The organism is Romboutsia weinsteinii, assembly GCF_002250835.2.
GTDB classification, from domain to species: domain Bacteria; phylum Bacillota; class Clostridia; order Peptostreptococcales; family Peptostreptococcaceae; genus Romboutsia_A; species Romboutsia_A weinsteinii.
The window spans coordinates 93,166-109,063 of record NZ_NOJY02000005.1 but is presented as its reverse complement, the minus strand read 5'-3'; the positions used below and the strand labels follow the sequence as shown (position 1 = coordinate 109,063).

Annotated in this window: 15 protein-coding genes; all 15 read right to left on the bottom strand. The window is 28.6% G+C overall.

The window, feature by feature from the left end; genetic code table 11:
* Positions 1 to 6 precede the first annotated feature (6 nt).
* Positions 7 to 1,359 carry a signal recognition particle protein gene (gene ffh / locus CHL78_RS04350; protein WP_094366591.1) on the bottom strand — a complete coding sequence of 451 codons (1,353 nt, stop codon included), beginning with the start codon at positions 1,357 to 1,359 and terminating at the stop codon, positions 7 to 9.
* Positions 1,356 to 1,724, bottom strand: a complete 369-nt coding sequence (gene ylxM / locus CHL78_RS04345; protein ID WP_094366590.1) for a YlxM family DNA-binding protein — start codon at positions 1,722 to 1,724, stop codon at positions 1,356 to 1,358. The genes ffh and ylxM overlap by 4 nt, the downstream gene beginning before the upstream one ends.
* A gap of 101 nt (positions 1,725 to 1,825) precedes the next feature.
* Positions 1,826 to 3,103: a signal recognition particle-docking protein FtsY gene (gene ftsY, locus CHL78_RS04340; RefSeq protein WP_094366589.1), complete on the bottom strand. Its 1,278-nt coding sequence runs from the start codon at positions 3,101 to 3,103 to the stop codon at positions 1,826 to 1,828.
* Positions 3,104 to 3,131: 28 nt separating this feature from the next.
* Complete coding sequence (gene smc, locus CHL78_RS04335; protein ID WP_094366588.1) at positions 3,132 to 6,686, bottom strand: chromosome segregation protein SMC; 3,555 nt, start codon at positions 6,684 to 6,686, stop codon at positions 3,132 to 3,134.
* 23 nt (positions 6,687 to 6,709) lie between these two features.
* Positions 6,710 to 7,780 carry an elongator complex protein 3 gene (locus tag CHL78_RS04330; protein ID WP_094366587.1) on the bottom strand — a complete coding sequence of 357 codons (1,071 nt, stop codon included), beginning with the start codon at positions 7,778 to 7,780 and terminating at the stop codon, positions 6,710 to 6,712.
* A 94-nt stretch (positions 7,781 to 7,874) separates the two neighbouring features.
* On the bottom strand, positions 7,875 to 8,576 hold the full coding sequence (gene rnc / locus CHL78_RS04325; RefSeq protein ID WP_094366586.1) for a ribonuclease III: 702 nt from the start codon (positions 8,574 to 8,576) through the stop codon (positions 7,875 to 7,877).
* A 135-nt stretch (positions 8,577 to 8,711) separates the two neighbouring features.
* Positions 8,712 to 9,134 carry a CD1247 N-terminal domain-containing protein gene (locus tag CHL78_RS04320; protein ID WP_094366585.1) on the bottom strand — a complete coding sequence of 141 codons (423 nt, stop codon included), beginning with the start codon at positions 9,132 to 9,134 and terminating at the stop codon, positions 8,712 to 8,714.
* Positions 9,135 to 9,221: 87 nt separating this feature from the next.
* Positions 9,222 to 9,779, bottom strand: coding sequence for an elongation factor P (gene efp / locus CHL78_RS04315; RefSeq protein WP_094366584.1), 558 nt, complete (start codon positions 9,777 to 9,779; stop codon positions 9,222 to 9,224).
* 173 nt (positions 9,780 to 9,952) lie between these two features.
* On the bottom strand, positions 9,953 to 10,459 hold the full coding sequence (locus CHL78_RS04310; RefSeq protein ID WP_094366583.1) for a shikimate kinase: 507 nt from the start codon (positions 10,457 to 10,459) through the stop codon (positions 9,953 to 9,955).
* Positions 10,456 to 11,013: a hypothetical protein gene (locus CHL78_RS04305; RefSeq protein ID WP_094366582.1), complete on the bottom strand. Its 558-nt coding sequence runs from the start codon at positions 11,011 to 11,013 to the stop codon at positions 10,456 to 10,458. The genes CHL78_RS04310 and CHL78_RS04305 overlap by 4 nt, the downstream gene beginning before the upstream one ends.
* Positions 11,003 to 11,428: a hypothetical protein gene (locus tag CHL78_RS04300; RefSeq protein WP_094366581.1), complete on the bottom strand. Its 426-nt coding sequence runs from the start codon at positions 11,426 to 11,428 to the stop codon at positions 11,003 to 11,005. The genes CHL78_RS04305 and CHL78_RS04300 overlap by 11 nt, the downstream gene beginning before the upstream one ends.
* A gap of 19 nt (positions 11,429 to 11,447) precedes the next feature.
* Positions 11,448 to 12,068, bottom strand: a complete 621-nt coding sequence (locus CHL78_RS04295; protein ID WP_094366580.1) for a hypothetical protein — start codon at positions 12,066 to 12,068, stop codon at positions 11,448 to 11,450.
* Complete coding sequence (locus CHL78_RS04290) at positions 12,052 to 12,417, bottom strand: hypothetical protein (RefSeq protein WP_094366579.1); 366 nt, start codon at positions 12,415 to 12,417, stop codon at positions 12,052 to 12,054. The genes CHL78_RS04295 and CHL78_RS04290 overlap by 17 nt, the downstream gene beginning before the upstream one ends.
* Before the next feature lie 21 nt (positions 12,418 to 12,438).
* Positions 12,439 to 13,296: a shikimate dehydrogenase gene (gene aroE, locus CHL78_RS04285; RefSeq protein ID WP_094366578.1), complete on the bottom strand. Its 858-nt coding sequence runs from the start codon at positions 13,294 to 13,296 to the stop codon at positions 12,439 to 12,441.
* Between the two features lie 83 nt (positions 13,297 to 13,379).
* On the bottom strand, positions 13,380 to 15,860 hold the full coding sequence (locus CHL78_RS04280; RefSeq protein WP_094366577.1) for a PAS domain-containing sensor histidine kinase: 2,481 nt from the start codon (positions 15,858 to 15,860) through the stop codon (positions 13,380 to 13,382).
* Positions 15,861 to 15,898 lie beyond the last annotated feature (38 nt).

Genomic DNA, 15,898 nt, shown 5'->3' with positions numbered 1-15,898 from the left:
TTGTATTTATTTAAAGAAAGGAAGTCCGGCAAAACCGCCCCTTTTCTTCATACTTTTTTGAGAGCCTGTAAACATCTTCATCATCTTCTTCATTTCATTGAATTGTTTTATAAGTCTGTTTACATCTTGAACGCTTGTTCCACTACCTCTAGCTATTCTTTTCTTTCTAGAAGCATTTAATATACCTGGGTTTCTTCTTTCTTCTATAGTCATAGACTGTACTATGGCTTTAGTTCTATTGATCTCTTTACCATTCATATCGACGTCACCAAGTTGGTCTTTAATATTTCCCATACCTGGCATCATTCCTAATATTTTATCAAGAGGACCCATATTTTGTATTTGTTCCATCTGCTCTAAGAAATCTTCAAAATCTAAATCTTGCTTCTTAATCTTTTGTTCTAATTCTTTAGCTTTTTCTAAATCTATATTTTCTTGAGCTTTTTCTATTAAGCTTAGGATATCTCCCATACCTAATATTCTAGATGCCATTCTATCTGGATGGAAAGGTTCTAAATCATCTAGCTTTTCACCCATACCTATAAATTTGATAGGCTTTTGTGTTACAGCTCTTATTGAAAGTGCCGCCCCACCTCTAGTGTCACCATCTAGCTTAGTTAAGACTACTCCATCAACACCAAGCGCTTCGTTGAAGCTTTCAGCCACATTTACTGCATCTTGACCTGTCATTGAGTCTACAACTAGTAATATTTCATGAGGTCTAACTTCACTTTTTATCGACTTTAATTCATCCATTAAAGTCTCATCTATATGAAGTCTACCTGCTGTATCTATTATAACTAAGTCATTATTATTTTTTATTGCATGACTTAATCCTGCTTTTGCTATGTTAATTGGGCTTTCTTTATCACCCATATTAAATACTGGTATATCTAATTTTTCTCCAACAACTTGTAACTGCTTGATAGCTGCTGGTCTATAAATATCACAAGCTACTAATAAAGGTTTCTTTCCTTGCTTTTTGAAGTACCCTCCAAGTTTTCCCGAAGTAGTAGTTTTACCTGCCCCTTGAAGACCAACCATCATTATAACTGTTGGTGGTTTTGGAGATATTACTATTTTGCTTTGAACATCACCCATTAAGCTTGTAAGTTCTTCATTTACTATTTTAACAACATGTTGAGCAGGAGTTAAACTTTCCATAACTTCTTGTCCAACACATCTCTCTTGAACTGTCTTTATAAAATCTTTAACTACTTTGAAGTTAACGTCGGCTTCAAGAAGTGCAAGCTTGACTTCTCTCATGGCGTCCTTTACATCTTTATCTGTAAGTTTTCCTTTTGACTTTAACTTACTAAGTGCTCCTTGTAGTCTGTCAGATAATCCTTCAAATATCATTTTAACATCTCCCTACATACATCTTCTATATTTTCTAGCTTAGGGATTAAATTAGCACAATCTCTATTTTGCAATAAATCTTGCTTAATGTCAACAATTTTATCTTGTATTGACTTGACGAATTTTTCTTGTTCTTGAAGTTTCGATACTAAATGTATTTTTTCCTCATAATCTTTTAGTATCTTCTCTGAACGTTTTAGTGTATCGTACACACCTTGGCGGGATACATTTAAATTTTCACTGATTTCACCTAAAGAGTAATCTTCTTCATAATATAAAGATACTATCTCTCTTTGTTTATCAGTTAATAATTCTTTATATTGTTCAAATAGCAACCCAATCTCAACCATTTTCTCTATATTCATCTTATCCACGTCCCAATGATATACTGTAAAGGTTAATTACTTTACACATTGTATTTTATATCATATAGACAGCCTTGTCAACATTTATTTTAAAATGCTAATTACTTCCCAAATAATGCATCCGAAAATGCTTTTGAATCAAAATCTTGTAAGTCTTCTACTTTTTCTCCTACACCTATAAGCTTAACCGGTACATCTACCTCAGACTTAACAGCAAGTACTACTCCACCTTTTGCTGTACCATCAAGCTTAGTAAGTATTATCCCCGTTATTTCTGCTACTTCTTTAAATGTTTTTGCCTGTACTACTGCATTTTGTCCAGTAGTAGCATCTACAACAAGTAATACTTCTTTCTTAGCTTCAGGGAATTCTCTATCAACAATCTTAAACACTTTTCCAAGCTCATTCATAAGATTTGCCTTATTATGAAGTCTTCCTGCTGTATCACATATTAATAAATCAACTTTTCTAGCTTTTGCAGCCTTTACTGCATCAAATATTACAGCTCCAGGGTCTGCTCCTTCTTGGTGTTTAATTATATCTACATTACTTCTATTTGCCCATACCTCTAATTGTTCTATTGCAGCTGCTCTAAATGTATCTCCTGCTGCTATTAGGACTTTCTTACCTTCTTTTTTATATCTGTTAGCTAACTTTCCTATAGTAGTAGTTTTTCCTACTCCATTTACACCTACCATAAGTATTATTGTAGGTGAATGTGATACATCTAAGTTAGAGTTAGCATTAGTAAGTATTTCCTCTACTATCGACTTTAGTTCAACTCTAACGTCCATAGGATCTGTAATACCTTTTTCTTTTATTTTACCTCTAAGCTTTTCGATTATATCCATAGTAGTATTTACACCCACATCGGCAGTTATTAGTATTTCTTCTAATTCTTCTAGTAGTTCTTCATCTACCTTTGTATATGAATTTAATACTAAATCTATTTTATCTGTTATTCCTTGCTTTGCTTTAGTTAAACCTTCCTTTAACCTATCAAATAAACTTACCTTTTTCTCTTCTACTTCTTCAGTTTCTTCTTTCTCTTTTATAACTTCTTCTATCTTTGATTCGACTTCTACTGCTTCTATTATTTCAGGTTCTTTAGAAATATCTTCTTTAACTTCTATTTGAGCTTCTTCTAGAATCTCTTCTTTCTCATTAGTTTCTTCAGTTTTTGTAATATCTTCAACAGCACTTTCTTCTTGAATCTCCTCTTCAACTACATCAATAACATCTTCTTGAGCTACATCGTGATTTTCTTCTTCAACTGTAATACTTGATTCGATTTCTTCTATCGATTCTTCGTTTACTTCTTCTTTAAACTCTTCTCTTTGTTCTTTCTTTTTATTAAATTTGAATAATTTTTTAAACACCTGATTTCCTCCTAAATCTGATAAACATTTATATAAGATCTGTCATCTCTTCTGCTTCATTTAATTTCAAACTGATAACTTTAGATATTGCTTTTTCCTGCATTGTTACACCATATATGTAATCAGCAGCCTCCATAGTTCCTCTTCTATGAGTTACTGATATAAACTGAGTATCTTTGGCTAATTCTTTTAAGAATTCACCAAATCTAAAGATATTGGCATCGTCTAAAGGCGCCTCAATCTCATCTAATATACAAAACGGTGTTGGTTTAGCTAATAATATCGAGAACAGTATACTTATAGCTGTAAGTGCTTTTTCCCCACCGGATAATAAATTTAAGTTTCTCATCTTCTTTCCTGGTGGTTGTGCAGTTATTTCTATATCACTTTCTAATATATTTTCTTTATCTACTATAGTTATCTCTCCATATCCTCCACCAAATAATCTAGTGTATACGTATTTGAAGTTTTCATTTATTTCGTTAAATTTAACTTCAAATTCAGCCTTCATATTTTCTTCTAGGTCCCCTATTAGACTCTCGATAGCTTCTACTGATTGCTCTAAGTCTAGTTTTTGTTCACTATAGAAATCATATCTTTCCTTAACTTCTTCATACTCTTGAATAGAGTCCATGTTTACATTTCCAAGACTTCTTATCTCTCTTTTTAAACTTTCCAGTAGTTTTTTATCTATTTCTACAGTCGGATCTTTTATTTCCATAGCCTGAACTAATGTCATTTCATATTTTTCAAAAAGTTTATTTATATACGCTTCCTGGCTAGCTTTTACTCTTTCCAGCCTACTCTCAACTTTAAATAAACTTTCTTTTAAATCCATGTACTGTCTATCTATGGTTTTTAAATCTTTATTAAACTCTTCTAACTTATTCTTTAAATCTTCCTTTACTGCTCTTTTATTTTCTAAGTTTCTATTATTATCCGCTAGTTGTTTAGTTAAATTTAATTTTTCACTCTGTTCAACTACAATTTCTTCTTCTAACTTAGCAGTGCCTAGTTCTTGGTCCTTTAATATTTCTTCAATATTTCTAGATTTCAGCTCTAGGTTTTGATTTTCTGAATTTATTCTTTCTAAATCTTTTACCAATGACTCATGAATTTGCTTATATTTTACTAATTCTAAGTTTAGTTCATCAAATTTTACTTTTTCACTTTCATATATGGCACTATTTTCTTTAAGCTCATTAGTTAATTTATCTATCTTATCTTTATTTTGGATATGCTTTTCGTCAATTTCAGTAATTTCTTGCTCAACAAATTTAGTCTTATCTAATGTGTAATCTAAATTAGAATCTAAACCTTTTTTCTCATGTTGTAATTTATCCATGCTAACTTGTAACGATTTTACTTCATCCATAACTCTTTGTATATTTGAGTTTTTCACAATTATACGTTTGTCCATTTCTTTTTCATCAACTAAGACCTTATCTAGCTCCACTTTAATATTTATAATATTTCTACCATACTCTTCTTTTTGCTTTATCAGTGATGAAATTTCATTATTAGTGGACTCAATTTTATCTCTAAACTCATTTATAAGTCTTTTTCTCGATAATATGTTTCCATTACTTCTTAAACTCCCTCCAGTTAAAGAACCGCCTGGATTTAGTATTTCTCCATCTAGCGTTACAACTTTAAATTTGTGGAATGTTTCTTTTGCAAACTTTATACCATTATCTATATTATCTATGATTATAGTTTTTCCTAATATACTTTCAATTATATTTCTATATTTATCATCATATGAAATTAAATCACTTGCTACACCAATAAATTTAGTGTTAGATTTTATATTCCTAGTGTCTATTTTATTAGACTTTATTATATTCATAGGCAAAAACGTAACCCTACCTAAGTTGTTCTTCTTTAAATAGTTAATTGCAAATTTTGCACTTACTTCATCTTTTGTGATTATATTTTGCATATATGCACCAAGTGCCGACTCTATAGCCTTTTCGTATCTTTGCTCTACAGTAACTACTTCACCTAACGCTCCATATATACCTTGTAAGTTCTTATTTTTAAGTACTTCCTTAACACCTTTATTAAATCCTTCATGATGATTTTCCATATCTATATATATATTAAGTTTCGACTTATAATCATTTAGGCTATATTTATTGTTCTGAATAGCTGTTTCTAAATTATTATTATCATCTATACATTTTTGCAAATTATTATTTAGTTCATTATTTTTAAGTCTTAATTTATTAGCTTCTTCTTGACTAGTTTCAAATTCTAATTGAAGCTTATTAAGCTCATTATTTTTATTTGATATAGATTTATTCAGCTCTTGTATGTCACTATCAATATTTTCAGATCTTGAGCTAATATTTTCTTTATTTGCATTTAACGTAGAAAGTTTATTGCTAGATTCCTGCTTTTTATTTAGTAAACTTATTATGTCGTCTTTTAAATTCTCTAATGTATTATTTAGCTCTTCTATCTTTTCTTTTTTATTCTTGTTTTTATCTTCTATTTCTTTTATTTTATTTGCTATATCATTTATACTGTTTTCTTTTTCATTTTTTTTAGCCTGAAGTTCTTTTACATAAAGTTTGTCACTACTCAGTTTTTCCTTTATCTCACCTATCTCTTTATATTCTCTTTCAATGTCATTTCTAAAGTTTCTTATTCTTTCATTTATAAGATTTATTTGAGCATCTTTTTGAGATATTACAGATTTTATAGAATTGATATAGTCTACAGATTTATTTATAACTTCATCCATAGCTTCTATTTCTTTGTTAGTTTCATTAAAGTTCTTTTCTATAGATTCTTTTTGCTTTTCAGTGTCACTACATTCTTTTGCTAACAGAATGCTATGTTCATTAACTTCGCTTAATTCTTTTTCTAATCCCTCAATTTCTTTTATATAGCTATTAACTTCAATAGTCTTTAGCTTCTCACTAATCTCTAAATATTTCTTAGCTTTTGTCTGTTGATTGAAAAGAGGTTTTAGCTGGTTTTCAATTTCAACATAAATATCGTGTATCCTGTCTAAGTTCTCCTTAGTATTTTTTAAGTTTCTTTCTGCCTCATGTTTTTTATATCTATATTTAGATATACCGCAAGCTTCATCAAAAACCTTTCTTCTATTAGCAGGGTTACTACTAAGTATTTCATCTACTTTTCCCTGCTCAATTATAGAGTATCCATCCTTACCAATTCCTGTATCAAGAAGTATTTCTTTGATATCTTTTAATCTACAACTCTTATTATTTAAGAAAAATTCACTTTCCCCATTTCTATAAGCTCTTCTTTTTATTGTTACTTCACTAAAATCTATATCTAGCTTATCATCTGTGTTATCTATTGTCAGAGCAACCTCACAATAATTCATAGGCTTCTTTGTGTCTGTTCCTGCAAATATAACGTCTTCTAGCTTATCACCTCTTAGACTTTTTATACTTTGCTCTCCTAGAACCCACCTAACCGCATCTGATATATTACTTTTACCACTACCATTAGGTCCTACTATAGCCGTTACCCCTTCTTTAAAAATTATATCTGTCTTTGTAGGAAAGGATTTGAATCCTTTTAATTCTAATCTTTTTAAATACAACTTTGTCTCTCCCTTCAATGAAACTAAAGGTTATAAATATTATATAAATTCTTATAGATATTACTCATGTTAGTTTTTAAAACTAACTTTTCATCTAATATAATTTCTAATTTATCTATATCAATGTCAGCTTCTTGTGTTTTTAGGCTTACACCTAGTTCATTTTTCATATAAACACTATTAGATTTCTTATTTCCTATTACTTTAGAAATATTTTTCTTATTAGTTTTTACTACTATATTACTTGTAACTTTATTTTCTCTAATAATATTATTTAGATAGTCCTTAATCATTTCAGCTTCTACTAGCTCCCTAAAAGCTGGATGGTAAGGTCCTGCAACGATTCCTTTTCCCAATTGTATTTCATCTGTTGCCTGTAGTCCTACTCTTATTACATTTGTATTATTAACATAAAATAAAGCTAAAAGTTTTTTTACTATTTGAATACTTTCTTCTAAGGTAAATGGCTTATACAGATTTTTATTTAATAGAATCTCTAAACCAGTATCTTGAACTACCAGTGTAGGATATATTCTAACACAGTCTGGATTTATATCTATAAATTGTCTTGCAGTTTTTATACATTTCTCCTCAGAATCTGAAGGTAATCCTACCATCATTTGTAACCCTAACTTTATATCATACTTTTTTATAAGCTTTGCGCTTTTTTCTACTATTTCAGCCTCATGTCCTCTTATACTATCAATCAAAACATTTTTATCTAAAGACTGTACTCCTAGTTCAATTACACTTACTTTGTATTCCTTTAGCATAGTTAATATTTCTTCATCTATGCAATCAGGTCTTGTAGACATTCTAATATCTTGAATTAGTCCTTTATCTACATATTCTTTAGCTACTGACAATAAACTCTTTTGTATATCAATATCTATTGCAGTAAAGCTTCCTCCAAAAAATGCTATTTCTACACTTGCATCTTTGTCTATAGTAGGCAGATATTCTTCTACAATAGTTCTTACATCTTCACTAGTAACAGTTGTACTTACGCCTGTTATCTTCTTTTGATTACAAAATACGCAATCATGAGGGCATCCTTGGTGTGGTACAAATATAGGTATTATTCTTTTTTTCACTTTACATCATCCTTTTGTCATTTAAATTAATTTTTTATTGTATTTTTATTAATTATAAATTATACCCTCTTAGAATTAATTATTAACTGTAATATTATACAATTTTCTTAAGCGCCGTTTTTGCAGCAAGTTGTTCTGCTTCTTTTTTACTCTTGCCTTCTCCAATTCCAAGTACATTTTCATTTAATCCTACTTGCATAACAAATCTTTTGCTATGATCTGGACCTTTTTCATCTATAAGCTTGTACCATATATTACTTTCACCTTTTCCTTGTAGTACCTCTTGAAGGTGAGTTTTATAGTCTCTAAATATTTTCCCTTTTCTAGAGTCATAAATTATATTATCCATATAATTTAGTATAAATATCTTAGCATTATCTAATCCACCATCCAAATATATAGCCGCTATAACTGCCTCAAATGCATCTGCTAGTATTGATATTCTGTGTCTTCCACCAGTAGCTTCTTCACCCTTACCAAGTAACATATGTTCTCCCAGTTTAATTGCTGTTGCAGCTTCACTTAAAGAGTCTTCACAAACTATATTAGCTCTTAATTTAGTAAGCTCTCCTTCTGGCAAATCTTTTTCCATTTTAAATAAATAATCACTTATAACAATACTCAATACCGAATCTCCTAAAAACTCTAATCTCTCATTAAAATTATAATGTTTATTTTCATTAGAGTATGAACTATGAGTAAGTGCTTCTAATATATATTCTTTATTATTAAATTTATAATTTATAATATCTTCAAACTTGTTTATAGTATCTAGTACTTTTTTGTTTAATTTCATAAAACTACCTCCGAGTTAATTATCTCTAGCTTATAGTTTACTATGTTTTTTTAACTATTGCAAAAGTAAAATAATTATAGAAAAACCTATGGGGTATAACTATACCCCATAGGCAATTTATCAGTTTATATTTTTTTATTCTTCGTCACAATCACAATCGCAGCAGTCACAGTTTTCAGCATCCGCTTCTAATACAATTGCTTGACAATTAGGGCAAACAATATCTACATCATCATCGTATAATAAATCTTCGTCTATTTCTACTAAGTCACCACAACTAGGACATTCCATTTCAACATAGCTGAAATCTTCATCATCGTCTTCTACATCTTCATCTTCGTATAAATCATCCTCTACATCAGATAAATCTTCATCGATTGATTCTACATATTCTACAAGGTCAGCTTGTTCTTCTTCTAAATCAACTATTGCATCAGCAAAGTTTTCTAGTACATCTACTATTTTATGTATGATTTTTCCTTCTTTACTTTCCTTGCTTATGTCTAATCCCTCTGCTAAACCTTTTAGATAGGCAACTTCTTCATATAAATATTTCATGTTTATCCCTCTCTTTCTCTTTTTTATAAATTAAAAGCCCATACATCTTTATTATTAAGATATATAAGCTTTTATATACATAAATTATTAAACTCTTGATAAATAATCTCCAGTTCTTGTATCTATCTTTATCTTATCCCCTTGGTTTATGAATAAAGGAACTTGAACAACTGCTCCAGTTTCAACTGTAGCTGCTTTAGTTACGTTACTTGCAGTATCTCCCTTTATTCCTGGCTCTGTTTCTACAACTTCTAACTCTGCAAAGTTTGGAGCTTCAACTTGGAAAGCTTGTCCTTGGTAGAATCTTATAGTAGCAACTTCATTTTCTTTTAAGAACTTTATAGCCTCTTCAACTTGTACATAGTTTAAAGGTATTTGATCATAAGTTACTTCATCCATGAAGTAGTATAATTCTCCATCACTATATAAATATTGCATTTGTCTTGTTTCTATGTGAGCTTTAGGGAACTTATCACTTGGGTTGAAAGCTTCCTCTCTTATTGCTCCACTTTTTAAATTTCTGTACTTTGTTCTAACAAACGCAGCACCTTTTCCTGGCTTAACGTGTTGGAAGTCAACTATTAAACACGGTTGACCATCCTTTTCAAATGTTACACCTTTTCTAAAATCACTTGCTGATACCATTTTTGTCCCTCCATCTAAAAAAATTTTCTTCTGTTTTGGTGATACTATAAATTAAACTCATTTTATTAGTATTATAAGCAAAACTTTTATTTTAATCTTAGGCAAATACTTCTATAAGAAATACATTTACCTATATTCAAACCTTCACCAACATATTATTATAATATCATATATTATCCAATGTAAACAAGTATTTGACTAACTACTTCTTCCACATTTTTATTATTTGTATCTATTATTAACTTTGACGCTCTTATGTATTTGTCATATCTGCTGCTTAGCATATTGCTAATTTTTTTCTGCACATCAAAACTTTCTTTTAATAATGGTCTTTTTTCAACCTCGCTTGATACATTTCTTACTAGTGTCTCTACATTCGCATCAAGAAAAATTACATTCTTCTGTGTTTTAAGTATATCTATATTTTCTTCCTTTGTAACTACTCCACCACCTGTGGATATCACTACATCTTCTTTACAAATAACATCTTTTAGTAAGTTGCTTTCTGCCATTCTGAAATAGTCTTCCCCATGTTCTTTAAATATATCAGCTATAGAACAATTTTCTTCTTTTTCGATTTCTCTATCCATATCTATAAACTTTAATCCAAGCTTATTAGCTATAGATTTACCTACAGTTGTTTTACCAGAAGCCATAAAACCAATCAGTATTATTCTCATAACTTTTCTCCTTCAAAATCTTTTATGTATATTTTGAATTTAGTCTCATAATATTGTTTATTTTTAGATAATGCTAGTTTTATATTAGCGCATCTTCCTTGATTTGACATACTTATATAAACATTATCTATATAATTTCCGATCTCATAACCTCCTGGCTCACTAACGCCATTATTGTAGAGAGTATTTATAAACAATTTATTAGTATCAACTTTTAAACTTAACTCTTTATCTTTAATAGTACTACTTTGTAATTCATTATCATTTCTATATTTACATTTTATAGATATAACATCAACAAATGTTTCATCAGAACCGTATGCTAACTCTTTTTTTTTAGATTGTATACTCATTATTCCTTTACTTTTTCCAATTAGTTCTTTAATGTGACCACTTATATCAGATGCTTGTTGTTGTAATTCTACTTTATCTTCAACATTTAACTTTAGCGTTGTGCTAAATAGTATCAAAGAACAAAGCATAGTTGATAGTATTACGATTATAGAAATAGATAAAATACTCTCTATAATCAAATACCCACCATTACTTTTCATATTTACCTTCCTTCAAAAGTACTCTACCACTAACAGGTACTATAGTTATCTCTCTTATCTGTTTATCAGTATACACTCTTATTGAGCCACCTTGTGGGTCTGGTGCACCAGTTATTTTAAATTTAACTCTATTTCTTGGACTATACTCTAGCTTAGTATTCTCTGGTAAAAATACTTCCTTTTCTGATTTTCCATTTTCCTGAAGTATATAGCCATTACATCCATTCTCTTCAGTATAATAAATATATGTACTAAAATCACCTAGCATATTAGATTTTCTAACATACCTTATGTCTGAACATAGTTGTTTCATAAATGAGTTTATTTTATATTTTTCTATACTAGCCTTAGGAAAACATAGAGTAATTATTAACAATATTATTCCTAATGCTACAACCAATTCTACTAAAGTCACATTCCTTCTCTTTTCATTATTATAGCTCCTTAATATCATAGATTTGTATTAAGCTTCTTTCATCTATATAATCTTTTTCTTTAGTAATACCCTGTATATTAGTTATATTTTCATCATCACTATGCGCTATACTTTCTACGTTTTCAGATTCACTTGTAGTTTCATTTTCTTCGCTTACAATATCTTTGTCCCACGGATTTTTTATTTTTACACTGGCTTGTAATTTCTTACGGTAAGTTCCATCTTTTGCTTCCGTTTGTACATCAAATTTCAAAAATTCACCCTCTATATACACATTATTATACATTACTTTTACAGCTAAATTTTTTATATTACTATTTGAAATATCCTTTATTTTATTTACAAATGATAAGTATGAATCATTCCCCTGGAAATAATTAAAATACTCAGTTTTATTATTGGTATTTTCTAATGCAGTCTTAATTTCATATAATATATTACTTCTCATCATTTCTATCCCCGAAAAAGAGATTTCTTCTGTTTTAATGGCTTTATCATCAAGACCTAAAATCCTTGAATTACTATACACCAAACTTATACATGTCATACTCACTATAACTATGACAGCTAATATTATTATTGTTGATATTAGTACATGTCCATTATTTTTGTGTAACATAACTATTCAGCTCCAAAATATTTTTACTACTATCAGATACAGTTACATTTATCTTATAGCACCTATAATAGTTTACATCCTTTAATAAACTACTTTCTATTTTATAATTATTTACTGTGCTAGTATCATAACAATCTTCTATAATTTCTTCATCAGAACTTTCAACTCTATACTTATAGTCATATAATATATCTTTCGCCAAATTTGTAACTTCCTTATTCTTCAAATTACTATCAACAATCCTATAGCAATATTCTAAAGATGTACATAGCGTATATGTAGCTATTATAATAATAGATAAACTTACTACACATTCTATGTAAATAAATCCATCGCTTTTATTTTTCAATACTTATCACCTTTATATTTTTTAGATATTTATTGATGCTTCATAAATATGTTTTATTTCATCTTCGTCTTCTTTAATCGGTTTGATCCCTGTCCAAATATGAAAAGCTTCTAGTCCTTGATTAATCAACATGTCGATACCATAAATTACTTGTAACTTATGTTTACTAGCCCATTTTAGAAGTTGGGTATTATGTGGTTTATACACTATATCACATACAAGTAAATTATTACTAGGAACTATTGCTTCATCTATAGGACATTCGCAAGTTCCCATGCCTATTGGCGTTGTATTGATTAATATATCTATATTGTCTAGGTCTTCGCGCTTTATTTTATCTACACTACATGATACTTTAGTATCAAAATTAGTCATTATCGCTTCAGATATTTCTTTTGGCTTTTCTATACTTCTGTTTCTAATATATATAATCTCTACACCTCTAGATGCTAACTCTATACATATACTTCTAGATGCACCTCCTGCACCCAATACCATTATTTTTTTATTATTAAGATCATACCCTTTATCTATGATAGACTTTACAAATCCTTTACCATCAGTATTATACCCTTTTAAAATGCCATCTTCATTTTTAAAAGTATTTACAGCACCAATTAATCTAGAATTTTCATCAACCCAATCTAAATATTCTATTACATTAACTTTATGAGGTATGGTAATATTACCTCCAAGTATGCCTAACGCTTTAATACCATCGATAGAGTCTCCTAAGTTATTTTCTTTAACATTAAAACATACATATAGCTTATTTAAATTATATTTTTTAAACAGATGATTTTGTATTGATGGTGAGAAACTTTGGCTTACTGGGTGACCTAGTAAGCACAAAGTTTTAGAATTTGAATTTATATTCATATTATCCTCCTATGTTGTTATATCTCCAGTAAGCACTCATTTTATACCAAATATTGTAAATAATGATAATAATGATTTTCTATTTAGAAATTACACATTCTTGTATATTCAGCATACATAAAATCATCCGCTCTATTATTAACTCTATCAGCATATTCCTTTATATTTTCATCACATTGAATACTTACTTTAACTTCTATACTATCTTTATTTTCTATTTTAATATCGATATTTCCGCCATATAATTTTATCATTAATTTCGAAACCATTATACCTATATCTAGATTTCTTCTATCTTTATCACTTAAGTACCTAATACCATCATAACCGGCTATATTTTTTATTGATATATTAGTTTTATTTTTTCTACTTTCTAAATCTACATAGATTGTACTACTTGGTAAAGAATATCTTACAACTACAGAGAGCAAAGTCAACACTATACCTTCTATATCATCAGGATCTACATTGGCTATTATCTCTTCTTCATCCGTGTCAAATACTATATCCATATTGTTAAGAGCAATATATTTATTAAACTCTATTGCCACATCTTCAATAATCGGGACTATGTTGTAATAATCTTTTTCTGTTTCTCTAAAATCTGATTCTAGTTTAGCCAAATCCATTATATTATCAATTAATCCTCTTAGTATATAAGAGTGTTTCTTTACAATCGTCGTTACCTGAGCTATCTCTATATCAGGATTATCTTTAATATCTTGTTTATAAAGACTTTCAATTAATTGATTTGATGAGCAAATTAAATTAAGTGGTGTTTTTAGTTCATGAGACATATTAATAAAGAACTCTGCTTTTATTTTATTAGCTCTATTTTTTTCTTCTATTTCTATTTCCATAAGCTCAGCTTTTACTTGATCAGTTATGTCTCTTACTATACCTATAGTTTTGAGACTTTTATTTACATCTATTATCATACTACCATATTCTATATGTGCATCTTTTCCAGCTCTATTTTTCACTATCTTCCTTTTAAAATTTAAATTTTCACACATATTCTTATTTGGTATTACCATAATCTCATTTTTGTCTTCTAATCTTATATCTTCAATACTGTCTAGCCCAACCATATCTAAAAATGTTGAATTTGCATACGTTAATAATTTATTTTCAAAGTTTTGTATATATATCCCTTCTGGAATAATATTTACCAATGCTTCATATCGCTTCTTACTTATTTCTATCTTTTTAAGCAAATCCTTGTATTTACTTATATCTCTAATAACTATAAGATCTCTATCTTCTTGATCTTCAATAAAACTAACTCTATTAATATATAGACATACTTGCATTAAGCTCTTACACGTGTAATATAACTCGCCATTGGTTGATGTTTTTAATATTACATTCTTTATATCATCACTATTAAAGTCTACCTCTGCATTCTTTTCATTATTATATAATATATCATTTGAGTTAGTCATCAATATTGAGTACGGTATATTATCAACAATCTTTTTATACTTTGTATTATTTTCCTCTATTCTTATTTCACTTGTCTTTCTGTAGGTAATATCCGTTACTATACATATAATTCCCAGGTTATTATCACCTAAATTAAATTTAGCGTAAGTGCAATTAAAGTACCTACCATCTTTCCCTTCAATTTCTTTTTCAACTTCTTCACCAGTATTATTTACATCTATAATGCCACTTCTAAATTCTATATTGTCTTTTATACTTTTTTCTACAAATTCGTCTAAAGTTATTTTTCTATTAATATTTTCATATTCTGGCCACATTTTCGAGAGTCCATCATTTTCATTTAGTATAAAACCTGTATGGTCAATTAATAATACACATCTATTACATTCATTTAATATTGAATCTAATATACTTTGTTTCTTTTCTAAATTGCTACCTATAACTTTACTTATATTTTTATTTATTTTTAAATTATCTTTATACTCTTTTATATCTATTTCACTTTTGCTTAACTGACTTATAATATCCTCCATTTTTTTATCTATATTTATAATATAAAGTCTTAGTATTTTAACAAATATATAAATACTCGATATACAATCTAGTATCGGTTCTATACTTATTAAATTATATTGTCCTTGAATCAATAGACTAATTAAAACGTATCCTATATTCATTGCTATTATCAATTTGCTAAACTCTTTACGTTTATTTGTAGCTGTATAAACTGTAAATAAGAAGATTGTAGTTATTAGCATACAGCAAATTACTAATGCGTCATTACTATTTTGTTCTTTTGTAAAAGCCATAAAGATACAAACTATTGATAAAATGCAGTTTATATATGCAATATAGCTTGTACTTTTTTTCTTCGATATATTTAGATTAATCTTTATTATAAATAAAGAAATTATTATCTTGCTTATGTAACTTAAGCTCATAATATCGAAAAAATTTGAGTTTCCTAAAATACAAATTGATTTGCAACCTACTATTATAATTAATGTTAACATCAAGATGGTATTTTTTTTATTTTTCCTAGTGCTCCAATTTGCATATAGTATGTATAAACTCATAAGAAAAAACGCTATACTTAATACATCTATATACTTATACATTTTTGCTCCCCCTCTTAAACCATAATTTTAGTTACTTC